22 protein-coding genes are annotated in these 18,517 nt (G+C 68.2%); 12 read left to right on the top strand and 10 right to left on the bottom strand.

Going from position 1 to position 18,517, the window contains the following annotated elements:
* Positions 1–160: 160 nt before the first annotated feature.
* From ACILQR_RS09530 to ACILQR_RS09520, 3 genes are read right to left on the bottom strand one after another with little or no spacing between them, the layout of a single operon-like run.
* The gene (locus ACILQR_RS09530) at positions 161–817 is read right to left on the bottom strand and encodes a YdcF family protein (RefSeq protein WP_395651201.1); all 657 of its coding nucleotides are present in this window, start codon (positions 815–817) and stop codon (positions 161–163) included.
* Positions 818–832: 15 nt separating this feature from the next.
* Positions 833–1,714, bottom strand: a complete 882-nt coding sequence (locus ACILQR_RS09525; RefSeq protein WP_395651200.1) for a cell division protein FtsX — start codon at positions 1,712–1,714, stop codon at positions 833–835.
* Positions 1,711–2,421, bottom strand: a complete 711-nt coding sequence (locus tag ACILQR_RS09520; protein WP_395651199.1) for a cell division ATP-binding protein FtsE — start codon at positions 2,419–2,421, stop codon at positions 1,711–1,713. The genes ACILQR_RS09525 and ACILQR_RS09520 overlap by 4 nt, the downstream gene beginning before the upstream one ends.
* A 66-nt stretch (positions 2,422–2,487) precedes the next feature.
* Between ACILQR_RS09520 and ACILQR_RS09515 the strand changes: the two genes are divergently transcribed.
* The 4 genes from ACILQR_RS09515 to ACILQR_RS09500 all read left to right on the top strand — a co-directional run bounded on the left by ACILQR_RS09515 (position 2,488) and on the right by ACILQR_RS09500 (position 5,423).
* Positions 2,488–3,468 carry an MJ0042-type zinc finger domain-containing protein gene (locus tag ACILQR_RS09515; protein ID WP_395651198.1) on the top strand — a complete coding sequence of 327 codons (981 nt, stop codon included), beginning with the start codon at positions 2,488–2,490 and terminating at the stop codon, positions 3,466–3,468.
* 64 nt (positions 3,469–3,532) lie between these two features.
* Positions 3,533–4,075, top strand: coding sequence for a phosphoribosyltransferase (locus ACILQR_RS09510; protein ID WP_395651197.1), 543 nt, complete (start codon positions 3,533–3,535; stop codon positions 4,073–4,075).
* A 36-nt stretch (positions 4,076–4,111) separates the two neighbouring features.
* Entirely contained in the window at positions 4,112–4,288 is a 177-nt protein-coding gene (locus tag ACILQR_RS09505) for a hypothetical protein (RefSeq protein ID WP_395651196.1), read from the top strand.
* Positions 4,289–4,373: 85 nt separating this feature from the next.
* A complete protein-coding gene (locus tag ACILQR_RS09500; protein ID WP_395651195.1) occupies positions 4,374–5,423 on the top strand; it encodes a sensor histidine kinase in 1,050 nt (349 codons plus the stop codon).
* A gap of 37 nt (positions 5,424–5,460) precedes the next feature.
* Here the strand turns inward: ACILQR_RS09500 and ACILQR_RS09495 are convergent, their stop codons facing one another.
* Positions 5,461–6,273 carry a crotonase/enoyl-CoA hydratase family protein gene (locus ACILQR_RS09495; RefSeq protein ID WP_395651194.1) on the bottom strand — a complete coding sequence of 271 codons (813 nt, stop codon included), beginning with the start codon at positions 6,271–6,273 and terminating at the stop codon, positions 5,461–5,463.
* 92 nt (positions 6,274–6,365) lie between these two features.
* A complete protein-coding gene (locus tag ACILQR_RS09490; protein WP_271145887.1) occupies positions 6,366–6,521 on the bottom strand; it encodes a hypothetical protein in 156 nt (51 codons plus the stop codon).
* 165 nt (positions 6,522–6,686) lie between these two features.
* Here ACILQR_RS09490 and ACILQR_RS09485 point away from each other — a divergent pair, with 165 nt between their 5' ends.
* Both ACILQR_RS09485 and ACILQR_RS09480 read left to right on the top strand, forming a co-directional pair.
* Positions 6,687–6,893: a DUF1289 domain-containing protein gene (locus ACILQR_RS09485; protein WP_395651193.1), complete on the top strand. Its 207-nt coding sequence runs from the start codon at positions 6,687–6,689 to the stop codon at positions 6,891–6,893.
* A 410-nt stretch (positions 6,894–7,303) separates the two neighbouring features.
* On the top strand, positions 7,304–7,843 hold the full coding sequence (locus ACILQR_RS09480; protein WP_395651192.1) for a TIGR02281 family clan AA aspartic protease: 540 nt from the start codon (positions 7,304–7,306) through the stop codon (positions 7,841–7,843).
* Between the two features lie 385 nt (positions 7,844–8,228).
* On the opposite strand, the gene ACILQR_RS09475 is transcribed toward ACILQR_RS09480, so the two are convergent.
* From ACILQR_RS09475 to ACILQR_RS09455, 5 genes are all read right to left on the bottom strand, one after another.
* A complete protein-coding gene (locus tag ACILQR_RS09475) occupies positions 8,229–9,059 on the bottom strand; it encodes a sulfite exporter TauE/SafE family protein (RefSeq protein WP_395651191.1) in 831 nt (276 codons plus the stop codon).
* A complete protein-coding gene (dusA, locus tag ACILQR_RS09470) occupies positions 9,056–10,111 on the bottom strand; it encodes a tRNA dihydrouridine(20/20a) synthase DusA (RefSeq protein WP_395651190.1) in 1,056 nt (351 codons plus the stop codon). The genes ACILQR_RS09475 and dusA overlap by 4 nt, the downstream gene beginning before the upstream one ends.
* A 33-nt stretch (positions 10,112–10,144) precedes the next feature.
* Positions 10,145–10,627: an RNA pyrophosphohydrolase gene (locus ACILQR_RS09465; protein ID WP_271146042.1), complete on the bottom strand. Its 483-nt coding sequence runs from the start codon at positions 10,625–10,627 to the stop codon at positions 10,145–10,147.
* Positions 10,628–10,713: 86 nt separating this feature from the next.
* Positions 10,714–11,589, bottom strand: coding sequence for a glutaminyl-peptide cyclotransferase (locus ACILQR_RS09460; RefSeq protein ID WP_395651189.1), 876 nt, complete (start codon positions 11,587–11,589; stop codon positions 10,714–10,716).
* Positions 11,589–12,419 (bottom strand): TerC family protein, encoded by an 831-nt coding sequence (locus ACILQR_RS09455; protein ID WP_271146044.1) that lies wholly within the window; start codon positions 12,417–12,419, stop codon positions 11,589–11,591. Before ACILQR_RS09455 ends, ACILQR_RS09460 begins: the two co-directional genes overlap by 1 nt.
* A gap of 290 nt (positions 12,420–12,709) precedes the next feature.
* On the opposite strand from ACILQR_RS09455, the gene ACILQR_RS09450 reads away from it, so the two are divergent.
* The 6 genes from ACILQR_RS09450 to ACILQR_RS09425 all read left to right on the top strand — a co-directional run.
* The gene (locus tag ACILQR_RS09450) at positions 12,710–13,264 is read left to right on the top strand and encodes a F0F1 ATP synthase subunit delta (RefSeq protein WP_395651188.1); all 555 of its coding nucleotides are present in this window, start codon (positions 12,710–12,712) and stop codon (positions 13,262–13,264) included.
* 75 nt (positions 13,265–13,339) lie between these two features.
* A complete protein-coding gene (gene atpA / locus ACILQR_RS09445; protein ID WP_271146046.1) occupies positions 13,340–14,875 on the top strand; it encodes a F0F1 ATP synthase subunit alpha in 1,536 nt (511 codons plus the stop codon).
* 32 nt (positions 14,876–14,907) lie between these two features.
* Positions 14,908–15,786 (top strand): F0F1 ATP synthase subunit gamma, encoded by an 879-nt coding sequence (locus tag ACILQR_RS09440; protein ID WP_395651187.1) that lies wholly within the window; start codon positions 14,908–14,910, stop codon positions 15,784–15,786.
* A gap of 43 nt (positions 15,787–15,829) precedes the next feature.
* Complete coding sequence (gene atpD / locus ACILQR_RS09435) at positions 15,830–17,359, top strand: F0F1 ATP synthase subunit beta (protein WP_395651186.1); 1,530 nt, start codon at positions 15,830–15,832, stop codon at positions 17,357–17,359.
* 2 nt (positions 17,360–17,361) lie between these two features.
* Positions 17,362–17,631: an ATP synthase F1 subunit epsilon gene (locus ACILQR_RS09430; protein ID WP_395651185.1), complete on the top strand. Its 270-nt coding sequence runs from the start codon at positions 17,362–17,364 to the stop codon at positions 17,629–17,631.
* Between the two features lie 7 nt (positions 17,632–17,638).
* On the top strand, positions 17,639–18,517 hold an 879-nt coding region (locus ACILQR_RS09425), incomplete at its 3' end, for a metallophosphoesterase (RefSeq protein WP_395651184.1).

Below are 18,517 nucleotides of genomic sequence, written 5' to 3'. Positions count from 1 at the left end.
CCCGCGATCCAGCGCAGGCCGAACAGCACGAACCGCGCCCACATCCGGATCACCGTCATCGGCGCTCGATAGGGCAGCAGCAGCACCGGCGACAGGGCGACGGCAAAGATCGCCATCGACAGATACAGCCAGGCGACGAACAGCAGCGACCGGATCGTGGTCACGCGGCCTTCTCCGACTGCGCCGTCTCCGGCTCGGCGGGCGTGGGCGTCAGGGTCTCGCGCTCGCGGTGCCGGCCGGTGATCCGGTGCATTCCCTCGCGGCCCAGGACGGCAAGATATTTCATGTATTCCAGCGTCATCCGCCGCGCCGTCACCGCCGCCTTCCACCAGCGCGTATTGTCCAGCGACGGCGTCTCGACCGCATAGGGATGCAGCCGGATGCCCGGGGCCACGCTGCGGATCTCCACCAGCGAACGCGGCATGTGATAGTCGGATGTCACCACGATCAGGTCGTCATAGCCATGCGACCGGGCCCAGGCGGCGATCTCCTGGGCATTGCCCTCGGTGTCCTCGGCCTCGAACCCCAGGTCGACGCAGCAGTTGAACAGCCGGTTCGAGCCCGGCGTCAGGGCACGCAGTTCCTGGCGCCGAACCTCCTTGTTGACGCCCGAGATCAGCACCCGGTCGCCCTTGCCCTGGTCCAGCAGGCGGATGGCCGCATTGACCCGTTCGGCCGAGGGCCCGGTCAGGGCGACGATGGCGTCGGCGCGCGCGGGCGGATTGGCCGGCGTCAGGCCGCGCACCCGGTCCGCAAAGGCGAACAGGCCGACCACCCAGACCAGGGCGACGATGCCGATAAGCGTCAGAAACTTCATCTGATCTCCCTATCGTCAGGCCCTGCGGCCGCCAAGTGTTCCGAACACGGCGATTCTGGCCGCCACAAGCGCCACCGTAGCGGCCAGCAGGGGACATGGCGAGAGCCACAGCGCGTCGCTCCAGGCCAGGGGCAGGGCCGCCGTCAGCCCGCCTTCGCCGCCCAGCGCCCGCAACCCCGCGACGAGGGCGGCTGCCGCCCCTGCCCCGACCAGTCCGGCCCCGGCCGCCAGCAGGCCGAACCGCCGCTGGAACAGCCAGGCGATGCCGCGCTCGGTCGCCCCCGACAGGCTCAGGGTCTCGATCACGGCGCTCTGCGCCTTCATCCCCGCCCGGGTCGCATAGACGATGGCCGCGCCCGCAGCCCCGGCCGTCAGCAGGAACCCTGCGAGGGCCAGGGCGGTGATCAGGTTCGCCGCCCCCTCGACCTCGCCGCGCCACAGAGAATGGTCGTCCACACTGGCGTCCAGCCCGGCCTGCGCCAGCGCCCGGCTGAGCACCACGGCCGAGGCGGGCGCATCCCGGTCCAGCCGCACGGTGACCAGAAACGGCAGGGGCAGGTCGGGCAGGGCCGCCTCGCCCAGCCAGGGCCGCAGCAGGTCCTCGGCGGTCTTGCGATCCATGGCCACGGCCTCCTCGACGCCGTCGACCCCGGCCAGGGTCTCGGCGGCGCGGGCGGCGGCGGCGGGGCCGGTCTCGCCGACGCGGGGCCGCACCTGGACGGTCGCCTCGGCCCTCAGCTCCCCGGCCCAGCCCCTTGCCGCCCGGTCGGCCGCCATCGCTCCGACAGCGGCCAGACAGGCCATGAAACACAGGACCGCGATCACCGCCGCCAGCCAGCTCTCGCCGGCCGCGTCGCGCGGCAACAGGCCCGGTCGGGTGGGAAAGGGCGACTTCATGCGACCGCTCCGGTCAGCCTGCCGCGATCCAGCCGCAGCCGCCGCGCGCCCGACCGCTCGGCCAGGGCCTCGTCATGGCTGGCGATCAGGACGGTGGCCCCCAGCCGGTTCAGCGACTGGAACAGCATCAAGAGCTTGTCCGCCATGGCCTTGTCCACGCTGCCCGTCGGCTCGTCGGCGATGATCAGTTCGGGATTGCCCATGACGGCCCGCGCGATGGCCAGACGCTGTTTCTCGCCGCCCGACAGCTGCGGCGGCCGCGCATCCATCCGCTCGCCCAGCCCGACCCAGCGTAGCATCTCCTCGACGTCGGCATCGTACGACCCGGCCTTGGCCCCTGAGACTCGCAGCGTCAGCGCCGCGTTCTCGAACAGGTCCAGGTGGTCGAGCAGCCGGAAATCCTGGAACACCACCCCCATCCGTCGCCGCAACGCCGGGGCCGATGCGCGGGGCAGGTCCGTCACCTCTTGTCCGAACAGGGCGATCCGCCCGGATGTCGGCCGCTCGGCCAGGGTCAGCAGCCGCAGCAGCGACGACTTTCCCGCTCCCGACGGCCCGGTAAGGAAGTGGAAAGAGCCCCGGGGCAATATGAGGTTAACGTCCCGCAGCACGTCGGGCGAATCGGCATAGCCGAAACCCACCCCCGCGAGGCGGACGGTTTCGGACGCGGGTTCATCGGCGGCGGCGAGACGGGGCGGAGCAGTCATTTTTTCTAATGGACCGGGGCAAAGCCCCGACGGGAGGGGGCTGAGAAAGCTCCGCAGTCAGACCGCATGATACTGACCTGTCCGTCCTGCGCCACCAGCTATTTCACGCCCGATGAAGCGATCGGCGCGACCGGCCGTCGCGTCCGCTGCCGCACCTGCGCCCACACCTGGCACGCCAGCCTGGCCGACGAGCCGCTGGAGCTGTCCGAACCCGCCGATCCCGCCACCACGGTCCAGGCCGGCTTCGGCAAACGCGACGAGGCCCCCGAAACGCTCGCCGAGACCCCGGCCCCCGAATTGCCCAAGGTCTTCCGCGCCCGGGCCGAGGAACAGCGCCGCGTCCGCCGCGCCGCCACCCACGGTGCCGTCTGGGCCGGTCTGGCCAGCGTCTTCGTCGCCATCCTGGGGGCCGCCTGGCTGTTCCGGGTCGAGGTGGTGGACCTGTATCCCCGTGCCGCCGGCGCCTATGCCATGGTCGGCTCGCCCGTGAACCGCACCGGCCTGACCTTCGAGGCCATGGCCATCAAGGTCGCCCCCTATGATCCGGGCAAGGTCATCGTCTCGGGCGCCATCAGGAACATCCGCGACAAGGAGATCGTCTCGCCGGCCATCCGCGTCGCCCTGCTGGATGCTCACGGGGCCGAGATCGGCTTCAAGATCATCGCCATCGACGCCGCTCCGGTCCTGCCCGGCGGGGTCCAGGGCTTCGCCGCCGTCGTCGCCGACCCGGGCCAGAAGATCGTCGGCATCGGCGTCGATTTCGTCGACGAGAGCCGCACCGCCAAGGCCGCCGAGGCGGGCCATGGCGATGACGACAAGGCCGGGCACGGCGACGATCACCCCGCCCCCGCCGACCACGCCGCCGACCCTCATGCGGCACCCGAGCATGGAGACGCCGCCGCCGACGCCGCCCACGCCCCGGTCCAGCGCCCGCTTCCGACCGCCGACGACCACGGTGCCTTGCGTCCCGCCATCAGCCACGAGCTCAATACGCCCCCGGCCCTGACCCCGGTCGATGCCCACCCGGTCGCTGCCGCCCACCACTGACCGCAAGCCGGTCTGGCGGGGCAGGACGCTCGACAGACGCCCCTGTCAGGCGGTATCGGCGGTCATGGCTCCTTCCTCCCCCCCGACGGCCGCCCCTGAAATCCTGCTGTCCGAGGCGGAGATCGCCCGCGTCGTCGCCGATCTGGCCGCCCGCATCGCCCCCGTCATCGACGACGAGACGGTCGCGGCGGTCCTCCTGACCGGCGGGCTGTGGTTCGCCGCCGACCTGACGCGGGCCCTGTCGCGGATCGGACGCAACGTCCGCTTCGACGCCCTGTGGCTGGCGTCCTACGGCGACGAGAAGACCAGCCGGGGCCGGATCGACGTCCATGCGCCGTTTCAGCGCTCGCTCGAGGGCCGCCGGGTTCTGATCCTCGACGACGTCTTCGACACCGGCCTGTCGCTCGCCGAGTCCGTCCGCATCGCCAGGGCGGCCGGGGCGGCCGAGGTCCTCACCTGCGTCTTCGCCCGCAAGCCCTTCCCCCTGCCCCGCGCGCCCGAGCCCGACTTCGTCGGCTGGTCCGCCCCCGACCGGTTCCTCGTCGGCTACGGCCTCGACAACGCCGGTGCCCTGCGCGGCCTGCCCGACATCTGCGCCCTGGACTGAGGACGGACCCATCCGTGCCGCCCTGCGTTGAACGGGATGCGCACCGCCGACCAATGTCTGGCCAAGGCCCGCGAGATGGACCAGAGGGCCGCCGCGAGCACCGGTGACCGGGCGGAGTGGCGCGCCATGGCCGACCACTGGCGCAATCTGGCCAACGAGGCTCTGTGGCAGGAACGATCGGGCGTTCGGCCGACACTGGGCCCCACCCCCTAGATTTATCCGACTCAGGGCGTCCAATGGCGTACGGTTCTGAGGTCGGCCGGGGATTTCCCGCGCCGCGCGGGCACCTCAGACAGCGATGACGACGCCGATCCCCGGAATCGAGGACGCGCAGACGCTCGCCCAGGCGATCGTCGAGACCATCCATGAGCCCCTCGTGGTGCTGGACGCGCGCTTCCGCGTCCTGCTCGCCAGCCGTGCCTTCTACGCCACCTTCCAGGTCGACCCCGCCCAGACAGTTGGTCGCCTGCTCTATGATCTCGGCGACGGCCAGTGGAACATCCCGGCTCTGCGCCTGCTGCTCGAAACCATCATCCCCGAACACACGGCCATGGACGGGTTCGAGGTCGATCACGACTTTCCGGGCCTGGGCCGGCGCACCATGCTGCTGAACGCCCGCATGGTCGTCTATGACACCAGCCCGAACACCACGATCCTGCTGGCCTTCACCGACATCACGGCCCGTCGGGTCATCGAGCGCGAGAAGGCCGATCTGCTGGAACGCACCGAGGAACTGCTGCGCCAGAAGCAGATACTGCTTCAGGAGATGCAGCACCGCGTCGCCAACAGCCTGCAGATCATCGCCAGCATCCTGCTGATCAAGGCTCGGGCGGTGACCTCGGAGGAAACCCGCGACCACCTCAAGGACGCCCATCAACGGGTCCTGTCGGTCGCCGAGGTCCAGTCCCACCTGCACGCCTCGGGCGGGCTGGACCGTATCGCGGTCGGCTCCTATCTGACCAAGCTGTGCGACAGCCTGGGCGCCTCGATGATCGCGGACATCCAGCCCATCGACATCCGGGTCATTGCCGACGATGGCATGATCGGCTCGGACAAGGCGGTTTCGATCGGGCTGATCGTCACCGAGCTGGTCATCAACGCCATCAAATACGCTTTTCCCGAGCCCCAGGCCGACGCACACGTCCAAGTGCGCTATGAAAGCGCAGGCGAGGCCTGGTCCCTGGTCGTGTCGGACAACGGCGTGGGCAAGGCGGACATCGCGGCCCCGGCCACCGGCGGTGGCCTCGGCACAGCGATCGTCGAGGCCCTGGTCAGGCAGCTCGACGCCCATATCGAGGTCGCATCCCGGCCGGGCATGACAGTGACGATCCGCCACGGCGACGTTTGAGCCCGGGGGTCAGGCATCAGGTGTCGGGCGTCGTGCGTCAGTCGCCGGTAAACACCCCCGTCCGCTTCTCCAGCACGGCCGTCACCCCCTCGATATGGTCGTCGGTCAGATGGGCCAGGGCCTGCATGGCGGCGGAGTATTCCAGCGTCTGGTCGAAGGTCATGTCCCGTCCCTGACGCAGCAGTCCCTTGGCCATGCGCAGGGCACGCGGCGGCATGGCGGCGACCTGGGCCGCCGTGGCCATCGCCTCGTCCATCAGGGCCTCGTGCGGCACCACCCGGTTGACCAGGCCCCAGGCCTCCGCCGTCTCCGCATCGATCGCTCGGGCGGTGAACAGCATCTCGGCGGCGCGGACATAGCCGATGTTGCGCGGCAACAGCCACGACCCGCCGTCGCCCGGAATGATGCCCAGCTTCAGGAAGGGCACGCCGAAACTGGCCCGGTCCGAGGCGATGCGGATGTCGGCCAGGCCCGCGATGTCGCACCCCAGGCCGAACGCCGGCCCGTTCACCGCCGCGATCAGCGGCACCTCCAGCCCATAGAAGGCCCGCACGATGCGGTGGACGACCCGTCGGTATTGCTCACGGATCGCCGCGCCCGATCCGGCGAACATCTCGCCCCGCGCCTTCATGGCGTTCAGGTCGCCCCCGGCCGAAAAGGCCCGCCCGGCCCCGGTCAGGACCACGCAGCGGATATCCAGATCGCCGTTGATCGCCTCACAGACGGCCGCCACCTCGTCGCCGTCGGTCAGGTCGGGCAGGGCGTTCAGCCGCTCGGCCCGGTCCAGGGTCAGGACCACCACCGATCCGCCGCCCGGCTGGGTCAGCCGCTCCTGGATGATCAGGGCCATGGTCGTCTCCGGATAAGCAAAAGCCCCGGCCTTTTCGGGACCGGGGCTTCGATGTGCAAGTCGGGATGTGGCACCTTCTGGCACCGGGCGGCCTATCGGGGCCGCTTGATCTCGATCGGCACGAAGTTCGACGGATGGCTGACCACGCGATCGTTCGCGCGGTTCTGTCGGTTCGAGTTCACCAGCATCCCGCCCCAGAAGGCAAAGGACGTCATGGCGTGCTGGAGATTCCTGTCTTTGTCGTTCATCGTTGATGTCTCCTTTCGTTGAACGGGAAAAGAGACACGTCGTGCTCGCAGGGGCTTTCACCCTCTCAGTCGTTTCGCGTCGCATTTTAGATCGCATACGGATGGATAAATTGCAAGAGAAATGGTCCGCATTCGGAGTGGTTTTCGCATGAGTGTCTTTCTTCTGTGACCGAACCGCCACGCTCTATCGCCACCCCCTGCATCAAGGTCTGCGTCGTCGACGGGACCTCCAGCCTCTGCCTGGGCTGCCTGCGGACCCTGTCGGAGATCGGCGGCTGGGCCGGATTCACCGACGCCGAACGCGCCGGGATCATGGCCGACCTGCCCGACCGCCGTTCCCGGATCGATCCCGCGAAACTCGGTCCGGTTTGAACGAGAGGGCCGCCGTCAATCAGCCGAGGCGCTCTTCGGGCCGATCGAGGGTTCATCACAAAGGACACCAAGAATTCACGAAGGACACGAAGAGATGGACGCTTGGCCTCGCCAACGCCAACGCCCACGCCCTGCTGGCGACAGCACAGAATGCGGCGAAGCCGCCTTTCAGCCGCCCGACCCCCAACGGCTGGACAGCGCTTCAAGGCCTGCACGGACCCTTGGTGTCCTTTGTGCATTCTTGGAGCCCTTCGTGATGAACCTGCCCGAGACAGAGACCACCGAAAACCCTCGACCCCGAACGGCTCAGCTCGCTAACCGGGCGTCAACCACATCGGTTCACCGCATCCCAACGCAGGCCATGCAGGATGCGCCGTGACCGCAGAAGCGGTTCTGTCGCGTGAGCCCCCATGATCCGCTTCGACTTCCAGTCCGCCGCCGTGATGGTGATGGCGACGGCGTCCTCGCTGAGCGTCGCCTTCTGGCTGACCCACACCGACGCCTCGCGCCGCGAGGCCCGGGCCGAGACCGTGCTGGCCGCGCCCGCCCATGCGTCTGCCGCCCACGCCCCCGCCGCCAGACCCGGCACGGCCCAGATCATGCGCGCCGCCGACGGTCACTACTGGGCGGAGGCCAAGATCGACGGGCGCGCCGTCCGCGTCCTGGTCGACACCGGCGCGAGCGTCGTGGCCTTGACCCGCGAGGACGCCCTGCGTCTGGGACTCAAGCTGACGCCCGCCGACTTCACCCGCACGGTCAACACCGCGTCGGGCCGTGCCCGCGCCGCTGCCGTGACGCTCAGCTCGGTGTCCATCGCCTCGGCCGAGGTCCATGACGTCGAAGCCCTGGTCGTCGAGGCGGGGCTGGAACAGTCGCTGCTGGGCATGAGCTATCTGGGTCGCCTCTCGGCCTTCGAGGCCACGCCTGCGTCCCTGACCCTGCGTCCCTGACGGACGGCCCCGAACGGGGAGCCAGGTTCGCAACTTCGCGGCTCCGATCCCTTGTCGCGCAAGGGATTGCCCGATTCTTGAGGCCTTCGACCCGGCGCCCCTCGCCGCTGTGTTAGGATGGGCGTCCGGTCTTTGACATTCCACGCCCGCCTTTTCGGTCAAGGAGTCCGGACTCAACGGACTCAACGGACTCTTCGGACTCTGTTTTTCGAGTCCGGACAGTCCGGCGTTTCGGACCATTCAGACCTTTCGGACTCTGTTTTTCATCCGGCCAGCGTCGAAAGTGAGCAAGGGGTGCTAGTGCTAGTGAGCGATGACTGCCGGATCGCAGTGCCTGCTCACTAGCACCAGCACTTTTCACCCGAGCCATGCCCAGCGCCTGGGTTCAGAGCGCCTTGATGACCACCAGGGCGGCCGTGACCAGCAGATAGACGGCGAAGGCCCGGCGCAGCACCCGCTTGTCCAGCCGGTGCGCCAGCCTTGCGCCATAGGGGGCGATCAGGGTGGTCAGAAGGGCCATCAGCACCGCCGCCGGCACATTGACGTATCCGACCGACAGCGGCGGCCGTCCGGGCGCTCCCCAGCCGAACACCGCGAACCCCAGGGTCGCCGCGATCCCGATGGCGATGCCGAACCCCGAGGCCGTGGCCACCGCCTGATGGATCGGCCGCCCGCACAGGGTCAGCAGCATGCCTCCGAACGAGCCGCCGCCGACGCCCATCATGGCCGACAACAGGCCGATCCCGGTCCCGACCCCGCGCCGTCCCCATCCGGTCGGCAGGTCCCTGGCCAGGGTGATCCGTTCCGGCAACAGCCCCATCTGGGCCGCCACGATCATCAGGCAGACGCCATAGACGATGGCCAGCCCACCCATGGAGGTGAAGCCCGCGATCCCGGCTCCGATCAGGGCCCCGAGCCCGACCCAGGGCGTCCAGGTCTTCAGCACCTGCTCGTCGACCGCCCCGTGGCTGCGATGGGCGGCCAGCGACCGCCAGGAGGTCGCCACGATGGTCATCAGGGAGGTGCCGATGGCGACGTGCAGATTGCTCTCCCCGCCCAGCCTCAGGACGGAAAAGGCATAGAACAGGGCCGGCACAATCACCGTCCCGCCCCCGACCCCGAACAGGCCCGCGATCAGCCCCCCGAACAGCCCCGCCGCGACCACGGCGATCAGCAGGGCGGCGATCTCCGACAGCGGCAGGCCCAGGATCGTCACGCGGCCTGGTCGTCCAGACTGGCGTCACGTGGCTCGGCCCGCCGCGCCTCCGCCTCGCGCACGGCCTCGACCGCTCGATCAACGACATCGATCCCGGCCCCTTTGGCGATCGCCTCGACCGTCAGGATGCGCCGGAAGGCCCGCGCCCCCGGCCGCCCATGCATCAGCCCCAGCATGTGCCTCGTCATGGCGTGCAGGCCGACCCCCTCGTCCAGCCGTGCCGCCAGATGGGGCCGGTAGCGGTCGATGGCCTGATACGGATCGACGTCCGGCGTCTCCGCCCCATACAGTCGCCGGTCCACCTGCCCCAGCAAGGCCGGTTCGTGATAGGCGGCCCGGCCCAGCATGACCCCGTCCAGCTGGACGCCGTCAGCGTCATCCAGGTGCGCCTCGGCCGCCTCCAGAGTGGCGATCCCGCCGTTGATGGAGACGCTCAGATGCGGCCGCTCCCGCTTCAGCCGCCGCACCAGGGCATAGTCCAGCGGCGGAATGTCCCGGTTCTCCTTGGGCGACAGGCCCTGAAGCCAGGCCATCCGCGCATGGACGATGAAGGTGTCGATGCCGACCGCCGCACAGGCGTCCACTGTGGCGAACAGGCTGACCGCCGGGTCCTGATCGTCCACCCCGATGCGGCACTTGACCGTCGCCGGGACCGACACCGCCCCCTTGATCGCCGCCATACAGTCGGCCACCAGCTCGGGCTCACGCATCAGACAGGCCCCGAACCGCCCAGACTGGACCCGGTCCGACGGACAGCCGACGTTCAGGTTGATCTCGTCATAGCCCATGGCCTCGCCGATCCGGGCCGCCTCCGCCAGCTGGTCCGGGTCCGATCCGCCCAGCTGCAGCGCCACCGGATGCTCGACCGCATCGAACCCCAGCAGCCGCTCCCGGTCCCCATGGATCACCGCCGGTGCCGTCACCATCTCGGTATAGAGCAGGGCCTTCGTCGTCAGGGCGCGGTGAAACGCCCGGCAATGCCGGTCGGTCCAGTCCATCATCGGAGCGACGGACAGGGTGCGAGACAAGGTGCTGGACGGGGCGTCGGCCATGGCCGTCCCTATGGCGACCCAGTGTGACCGCGTCTAGGCCGCGAACTCCGCAAAGGCCGCCACCACCTGCTCATAGGCCGCCCGCTTGAACGGCACGATCAGGTCGCAGGCCTCCGACAGCGCTCCCCAGCGCCAGGCATCGAACTCGACCTCGTCGTGCTGGTTCAGGTCGATCTCGGTATCCTCGCCGGTAAAGCGATAGGCGAACCACATCTGGCGCTGACCGTCCCACGGCTTGCGGCCCTCGCGCAGATGCCGGGCCCTCAGCTCGGCCGGGAAGTCATAGAGGACCTCCTCCACGGTCCGGCCCAGCGGCTCGACCGAGGTGACGCCCGTCTCCTCGTGCAACTCGCGCAGGGCCGCCGCCTCCAGGGCCTCGCCCTTGTCGACACCGCCCTGCGGGAACTGCCAGTTGTGGGGACCATCGACGCCCGCCCGACGGCCGTACCAGACCAGGCCCTCGCGGTTGAACAGCACGACGCCGACATTGGGGCGATAGAGGGTCAGGTCAGGCATCGTGTGGCTTCGTGCTGTGTGATTCGATAGGCGCCGTTAGTGGTCGATCTGGACCCCGACCGCCAGCGTCGCCGCAGAGGTGCCGGTCAGCGCGGCCCGGTCAGCCGGATCTCGAACAGTTTCGGCCAGTTCTTGCCCGTGACGAACAGGCGGCGTCCCTCCGCATCCCAGGCGATGCCGTTCAGGACATCGTCGGCCGGGTCGGCGCGGTCCGATGCGGGCAGCAGGCCGGTCAGGTCGATCACGCCTGTGATGTTTCCGGTCGCCGGGTCGATGCGGACGATGATGTCGGACTGCCAGACATTGGCGAAGACCTCGCCCTCGACCCATTCCAGCTCGTTCAGCTTGCCGATCGGACGTCCCTGCCAGGTCACGGGGACGCGGCCGGTCTCGACCAGGGTCTCGGGATCGAGGAATCGCAGCGCCGCCGTGCCGTCCGACAGGATCACCCGGCGCGCATCATGGGTCAGGCCCCATCCCTCTCCGGCATAGGCGAACTCGCCGCGCGGCTCGAGGTCGTCCAGATCCCAGACGAAGCCCTTCCGGTTCCGCCAGGTCAGCGACAGAATCCGGTCGCCGACGACGGTCAGCCCCTCACCGAAATAGGTCTCGTCGATCTCGCGGCGGTCGAGCACCTCGCCGGTCTCCAGTCGGACCTTGCGGACGGTCGAGGGGAACCGGCCGGTGCTCTCGATCAGGACCCCGTCATGGAACTCCAGCCCCTGGGTGAAGGCGGTCGGGTCGTGCGGATAGGTATTGACCACCTCATAGCCATAGACCGGCGGGCGGGTCGGGGCAGGCGGCGCGGCGGGCGACGCCAGCCCGGCCTGGGGCGGAGCCGGAGCCGGAGCCGGAGCCGGAGCCGGAGCCGGAGCCGTAGTCTGGGCCAGACAGGCTCCGGCGATCAGAAGGGCCGAAAGCCCCGCGACCGCCGAAAGCCTGCGCAGGCCGGGCCCCGTCATTAGTGGGTGGGGTCCAGCGCCGCTTCGGCCTCGGCTTCCCTGGCCCGCGCCTCGGCCTGATCGGCCGTTTCGCGCGCCCGTTGGGCCTTCTCCTGTTTGGTCTGGGACCTTCGGCTCAGCATGTTGAGCGCCTCGACCCCCGCAGAGAAGGCCATGGCCGCATAGATGTAGCCCTTGGGCACATGGAAGCCGAAGCCGTCGGCGATCAGCACAAGGCCGATCATCAGCAGGAAGCCCAGGGCCAGCATGACCACGGTCGGGTTCTTGGCGATGAAGTTGGCCAGGGGGTCGGCGGCCAGCAGCATGACAGTGACGGCGGCCAGGACGGCGACCACCATGATCGGCAGATGCTCGGTCATGCCGACCGCCGTCAGGATGGAGTCGATCGAGAAGACCAGGTCCAGGATGATGATCTGGAAGATCGCGGCCCCGGCGTTGGAGATGACCACATCCTTCTTGTCCAGCACGTCATGGCTCGGCGTGGGATCGACCGTGTGGTGGATCTCCTTGGTCGCCTTCCAGATCAGGAACAGGCCGCCCGCGATCAGGATCAGGTCCTTCCACGAGAACTCGTTTCCGAACACCGTGAAGACCGGCTGGATCAGCCCGACCAGCCAGGCGATGATCGACAGCAGGGCCAGACGCATGACCAGGGCCAGGCCGATGCCGATGCGGCGGACGCGGGTGCGGTGTTCCGGCGGCAGCTTGTTCGACAGGATCGAGATGAAGATCAGATTGTCGATCCCGAGCACCACCTCCATCACCACAAGGGTGACGAGCGCAGCCCAGGCCGCCGGGTCGGTGAGAAGAGGGGCGATGGAGTCGAACATGCGGGTTCCTGATCAGCTTTGCCGCCTTCTAACGCAGGACAGGCCTGTCAGGCCATAGGGGCAGCGCGTCGCATTGTCGCCGGTCCGGCCGGCACCGGGTGCGACCAATGGGGTCGATCACGACTTGTTGCGACCGGCAAAAGCCCATGCTATCAGGCGCCCGGCTTCCAGGGGGCGTTTCGCACGAAACGGCCCTTGGCGTGCTTTCCTAAAGCATTTCAGGCCTTTGGCTGTCGCGGACCCTCGCGAACGGTCGCGAACACTCGAAGCTGATCCGGACGGACCCGACCTTGGCAGACGATTTCAGGACGACGGAAGTCGGCGCACGCTACGCACAGGCGCTGTTTGACCTCGCGCTCGAGACCGGAAAGCTGGACCTTGTCCGCGCCGACCTCGCCTCGCTGAAGGCCGCCTGGATCGAGAGCGCCGACCTGCGCCGTCTGGCCACCTCGCCGGTGATCGCTGCCGAAGACCAGAGCAAGGGTCTGGCCGCCATCGCCGTGAAGGCGAAGTTCCACCAGACGACGCAGAATTTCCTCGGCCTGCTGGCCCAGAACGGCCGCGCCCGCGACCTGGCTGCCGTCATCACCGGCTTCGAGGGCCTGTACGCGAAACACACCGGCGTCGTCGCCGCCGAGGTCGTCTCGACCCAGGAACTGACGACCGCCCAGCTGACCCATATCCGCAACGCCATCCGCGAGGCGGTCGGCAAGGCCCCCGAACTGACCGCGCGGGTCGATCCGTCGATCCTGGGTGGCCTCAAGGTCAAGGTCGGCTCGAAACTGTTCGACGCTTCGCTGAAGACCAAGCTTGACCAGATGAAGTTCGCCCTTCGCCGGGCCTGATTTACTCCGCCATCCACGATTGACTGCCGGGCCCCAAGGGTCCGCACCTGAAGACGAAAGCCAGAGAGCCAGACCATGGACATCCGCGCCGCCGAGATTTCGGCCATCCTCAAGTCGCAGATCGCAAACTTCGGCGTCGAAGCCGACGTGTCCGATGTCGGCTCCGTCCTGTCGGTCGGCGACGGCATCGCCCGCATCCACGGTCTGGACAATGTCCAGGCCGGCGAAATGATCGAATTCCCCAAGGCCGGCGTGAAGGGCATGGCCCTGAACCTGGAACGCGACAACGTCGGGGCCGTGATCTTCGGCGCCGATGCTCAGATCGCCGAGGGCGATGAAGTCCGTCGTCTGGGCGAGATCGTGGACGTTCCGGTCGGCAAGGGCCTGCTTGGCCGCGTCGTCAACCCGCTGGGCGAGCCGATCGACGGCAAGGGCCCGATCCAGTTCACCGAGCGTCGCCGCGTGGACGTCAAGGCACCGGGCATCATTCCCCGGAAATCGGTTCACGAGCCGATGCAGACCGGCCTGAAGGCCATCGACACCCTGATCCCCGTCGGCCGTGGCCAGCGCGAGCTGATCATCGGCGACCGTCAGGTCGGCAAGACGGCCGTCGCCGTCGACACCATCCTGAACCAGAAGAACACCAACGCCGCCGCCACCTCGGAAGGCGAAAAGCTCTACTGCATCTACGTCGCCATCGGCCAGAAGCGCTCGACCGTGGCCCAAATCGTCAAGACGCTCGAAGAGCGCGGTGCCCTGGACTACACGATCGTCGTCGCCGCCACGGCGTCCGAGCCCGCCCCTCTGCAGTTCCTGGCCCCGTTCTCGGGCACGGCCATGGGCGAGTTCTTCCGCGACAACGGCATGCACGCCCTGATCGTCTATGACGATCTGTCGAAACAGGCCGTGGCCTATCGCCAGATGTCCCTGCTGCTGCGCCGCCCGCCGGGCCGCGAAGCCTATCCGGGTGACGTCTTCTATCTGCACAGCCGCCTGCTGGAGCGTTCGGCCAAGCTGAACGAGGACAACGGTTCGGGTTCGATGACGGCCCTGCCGCTGATCGAGACCCAGGCCAACGACGTGTCGGCCTACATCCCCACCAACGTGATCTCGATCACCGACGGCCAGATCTTCCTGGAATCCGACCTGTTCTACCAGGGCATCCGCCCCGCCGTGAACGTCGGCATCTCGGTGTCGCGCGTGGGCTCCTCGGCCCAGATCAAGGCGATGAAACAGGTCGCCGGTTCGATCAAGGGCGAGCTGGCCCAGTACCGGGAAATGGCCGCCTTCGCCAAGTTCGGCTCGGACCTCGACGTCTCGACCCAGAACTTGCTGGCCCGCGGTGCGCGTCTGACGGAACTGCTGAAGCAGCCCCAGTACTCGCCGCTGGCGGTCGAGGAGCAGGTGGTTTCGATCTACGCCGGTACGCGCGGTTACCTCGACAAGGTCGCGGTCTCCGACATCGGTCGTTTCGAAAGCGAACTGCTGGCCCGGATGCACTCGAACCACGCCGGTATCCTGGACGCCATCCGCACGCAGAAGGCCCTGTCCAAGGAGCTGGAAGCCGAGCTGAAGGCCGCCATCGAATCCTTCGCCAAGACCTTCGCGTAAGCCTGACCCGGAAGCTGAGAGAGTAGCGCCCGATGGCCAGTCTGAAGGAAATGCGCAATCGGATCGGAAGCGTTAAGTCGACGCAGAAGATCACGAAGGCCCTGAACATGGTCGCCGCGGCCAAGCTCAAACGCGCCCAGGACCAGGCCGAGAGCGCGCGCCCCTATGCCCGCAAGATGGCCGCCGTCATCGCCAACCTGGCGGCGGGCGTTTCGGGCGACGGCGCGCCGAAACTGCTGGCCGGCACGGGCGCGGACAAGAAGCACCTGCTGGTCGTGGCCACGGGCGACAAGGGTCTGGCGGGCGGTTTCAACACCAACGTCATCCGTGCCGCCAAGGAGCGGATCAACTCCCTGATCGCCAACGGCAAGGAGGTCCGCGTAATCGCCGTGGGCCGCAAGGTCCGTGACGGTCTGGCCCGTCTGTACGGCGACAAGCTGATCCACACGTTCGAGCTCAGCGAACACAAGGTCATCGGCATGGCTGCGGCCGAGCCGATCGCCGCCCTGATCGCCGAGGAGTTCGAGGCCGGCCGCGCCGACGTCGTGACCCTGTTCTACAGCCGCTTCCAGTCGGTCATCTCCCAGGTGCCGACGCCGAAACAGCTGATCCCGGCCGTGGTGGACGGCGACGCCGCTCCGATCGACCTGAACGGCGCCGTCTATGACTACGAGCCCTCGGAAGAGGAAATCCTCGACGTCGTCCTGCCGCGCAACATCACCACCCAGGTGCTGGCCGCGCTGTACGAGAACCAGGCCAGCTTCTTCGGGGCCCAGATGGGCGCCATGGACAACGCCACCCGCAACGCGGGCGACCTCATCAACTCGCTGACGCTGCAGTACAACCGCAAGCGCCAGGCCCAGATCACCACCGAACTGATCGAGATCATCGCCGGCGCGGAAGCGCTCTGATCCTCCGATCCTGACAGATACAGACCGAAACGGACCCCTCCCGATGACCGACACCGTCGCCAAGAAACCCGCCGCCCGCAAGCCCAAGGCCCCGGCCGCCGCTGCCGCCACCGGCAACGCCGCCGTCACAGCCGGAACCGGCGTGGGCAAGATTGCCCAGGTCATCGGTGCCGTCGTGGACGTCGAGTTCACCGGCCAGCTGCCGGCCATCCTGAACGCCCTGCAGACCCAGAACGTCGACCAGAAGACGGGCGAGCCCTTCACCCTGGTTCTCGAAGTCGCCCAGCACCTGGGTGAGAACATGGTCCGCACCATCGCCATGGACACGACCGAAGGCCTGACGCGCGGTCAGCCGGTCACCGACACCGGCACCTCGATCCTGGCCCCCGTCGGCCCGGGCACGCTCGGCCGCATCATGAACGTCGTCGGCGCGCCGATCGACGAAGCCGGCCCGATCCAGACCACGATGTTCCGCCCGATCCACCGCGAGGCCCCGTCGTTCGAGGAACAGTCGACCTCGTCGGAAATCCTCGTCACCGGCATCAAGGTCATCGACCTGATCTGCCCCTACACCAAGGGCGGCAAGACCGGCCTGTTCGGCGGCGCCGGCGTGGGCAAGACCGTGACCATGCAGGAACTGATCAACAACATCGCCAAGGCCTACGGCGGTTACTCCGTCCTGGCCGGCGTGGGTGAGCGCACCCGCGAAGGCAACGACCTGTATCACGAGATGATCGAGTCGAACGTGAACGTCGCCGGCGGCGGCGAAGGCTCCAAATGCGCCCTGGTCTACGGCCAGATGAACGAGCCTCCCGGTGCCCGCGCCCGCGTGGCCCTGACCGGTCTGGCCCAGGCCGAATATTTCCGCGACGAAGAGGGCAAGGACGTGCTGCTCTTCATCGACAACATCTTCCGCTTCACCCAGGCCGGTTCGGAAATGTCGGCCCTGCTGGGTCGTATCCCGTCGGCCGTGGGCTATCAGCCGACGCTGGCCACCGAGATGGGCAACCTGCAGGAGCGCATCACCTCGACCAAGAAGGGTTCGATCACCTCGATCCAGGCCATCTACGTTCCCGCCGACGACCTGACCGACCCCGCGCCCGCCGCCTCGTTCGCCCACCTGGACGCGACGACCGTGCTGAACCGCGACATCGCCGCCCAGGCCATCTTCCCCGCCGTCGATCCGCTGGACTCGACCTCGCGGATCATGGACCCGCTGGTCATCGGCGAGGAACACTATCAGGTCGCCCGTTCGGTCCAGGAAGTCCTGCAGCAGTACAAGGCGCTCAAGGACATCATCGCCATCCTGGGCATGGACGAGCTGTCGGAAGAGGACAAGCTGGTCGTCTCGCGCGCTCGCAAGATCCAGCGCTTCCTGTCGCAGCCCTTCTTCGTGGCCGAACAGTTCACCAACGCGCCCGGCAAGTTCGTCGAGCTGGCCGACACGATCCGCTCCTTCAAGGGCATCGTCGCCGGTGAGTACGACCACCTGCCCGAAGCCGCCTTCTACATGGTCGGCCCCATCGAGGAAGCCGTCGAGAAGGCCCAGAAGATGGCTGCGGAAGCCGCCTGATCATGGCCGGAAAACTCTCCTTCTCGCTCGTCGCCCCTGAACGGGAGGTCTTCTCCGGCCTCGTCGATCAGGTCGACGCGCCGGGCGTCGAGGGCGACTTCGGCGTCCTGCCCGAGCACGCCCCCTTCATGACGGCCCTGCGCGAGGGTCTGGTCACCGTGTTCGACGGCAATGTGCGTCGGGTTTTCGAGGTTCACGGCGGCTTCGCCGACGTGACCCCGGCCGGTCTGACCATCCTGGCGGAACAGGCCTCGGAAGTCTCGGCGGCCTGAGTTCGACATGGCGGGGCAAGGCGTCGTCCTGACCCTGGCCTGGTTTGCGGTCCTGATCGGACCCATCGTCTGCGCCTTTCTGATCCGGCGGCTGCTTCGCGGTCGCCGGATTTTCGTTGCGGGGGGCCTGGGCGTCGTCGTCGCCGGTCTCTGGGCGCTCGGCGTATGGAGCTTTCTGGTCGAGCCCGCGACCCTGACGGTGCGCCACGTCACGGTCGAGAGCGCCCAGTGGCGCGGGGCTCCCCTTCGGATCGGCCTGATCTCCGACACCCATGTCGCGGCGCCTCATGTCGACGTTCCGAGGGTCGAACGGCTGGTGGCGCGGATGAACGCCGAACATCCCGACGTGGTCATGCTGCTGGGCGACTATGCGGGCGGTCACGAGCCGGCGGCGACGCGGGCCCGGCCCGAACAGTCCGAAATCCTCAAGGGGGTCGAGGCCTTCGGCGGCCTGCGCGCGCCGCTGGGCGTCCACGGCGTGCTGGGCAATCACGACAGCTGGTATGACGACGCCGCCATCGCCGGGGCCATGCGCCGGGCCGGTGTCGCGATACTGGACAACCAGGTCGAGCGGATCGCCCGGCCCGGCGGCGATTTCTGGATCGCGGGCCTGGCCGACATCATGTCGCCGCGCGAGGGCCCCCGGGTCGAGCGCACCCTGGCCCAGGCCGCGGACGGGGCGCCGGTCCTGGTGATCAGCCACTGGCCCGACCCGTTCACGGAGGTCCCGGACAGGGTCGCCCTGACGATGGCCGGCCATACCCATTGCGGACAGGTCAACCTGCCGTTCCTTGGGCGTCTGGTGCATGCGTCGCGGATGTCCGAACGCTGGGCCTGCGGTCTTTATGAAGAGGGCGGCCGCAAACTGTTCGTCACGGGCGGCGTC

The organism is Brevundimonas sp., assembly GCF_044239655.1.
Lineage (GTDB): Bacteria > Pseudomonadota > Alphaproteobacteria > Caulobacterales > Caulobacteraceae > Brevundimonas.
The sequence above is the reverse complement of the archived record's forward strand: the minus strand, read 5'-3'. Positions and strand labels throughout refer to the sequence as shown.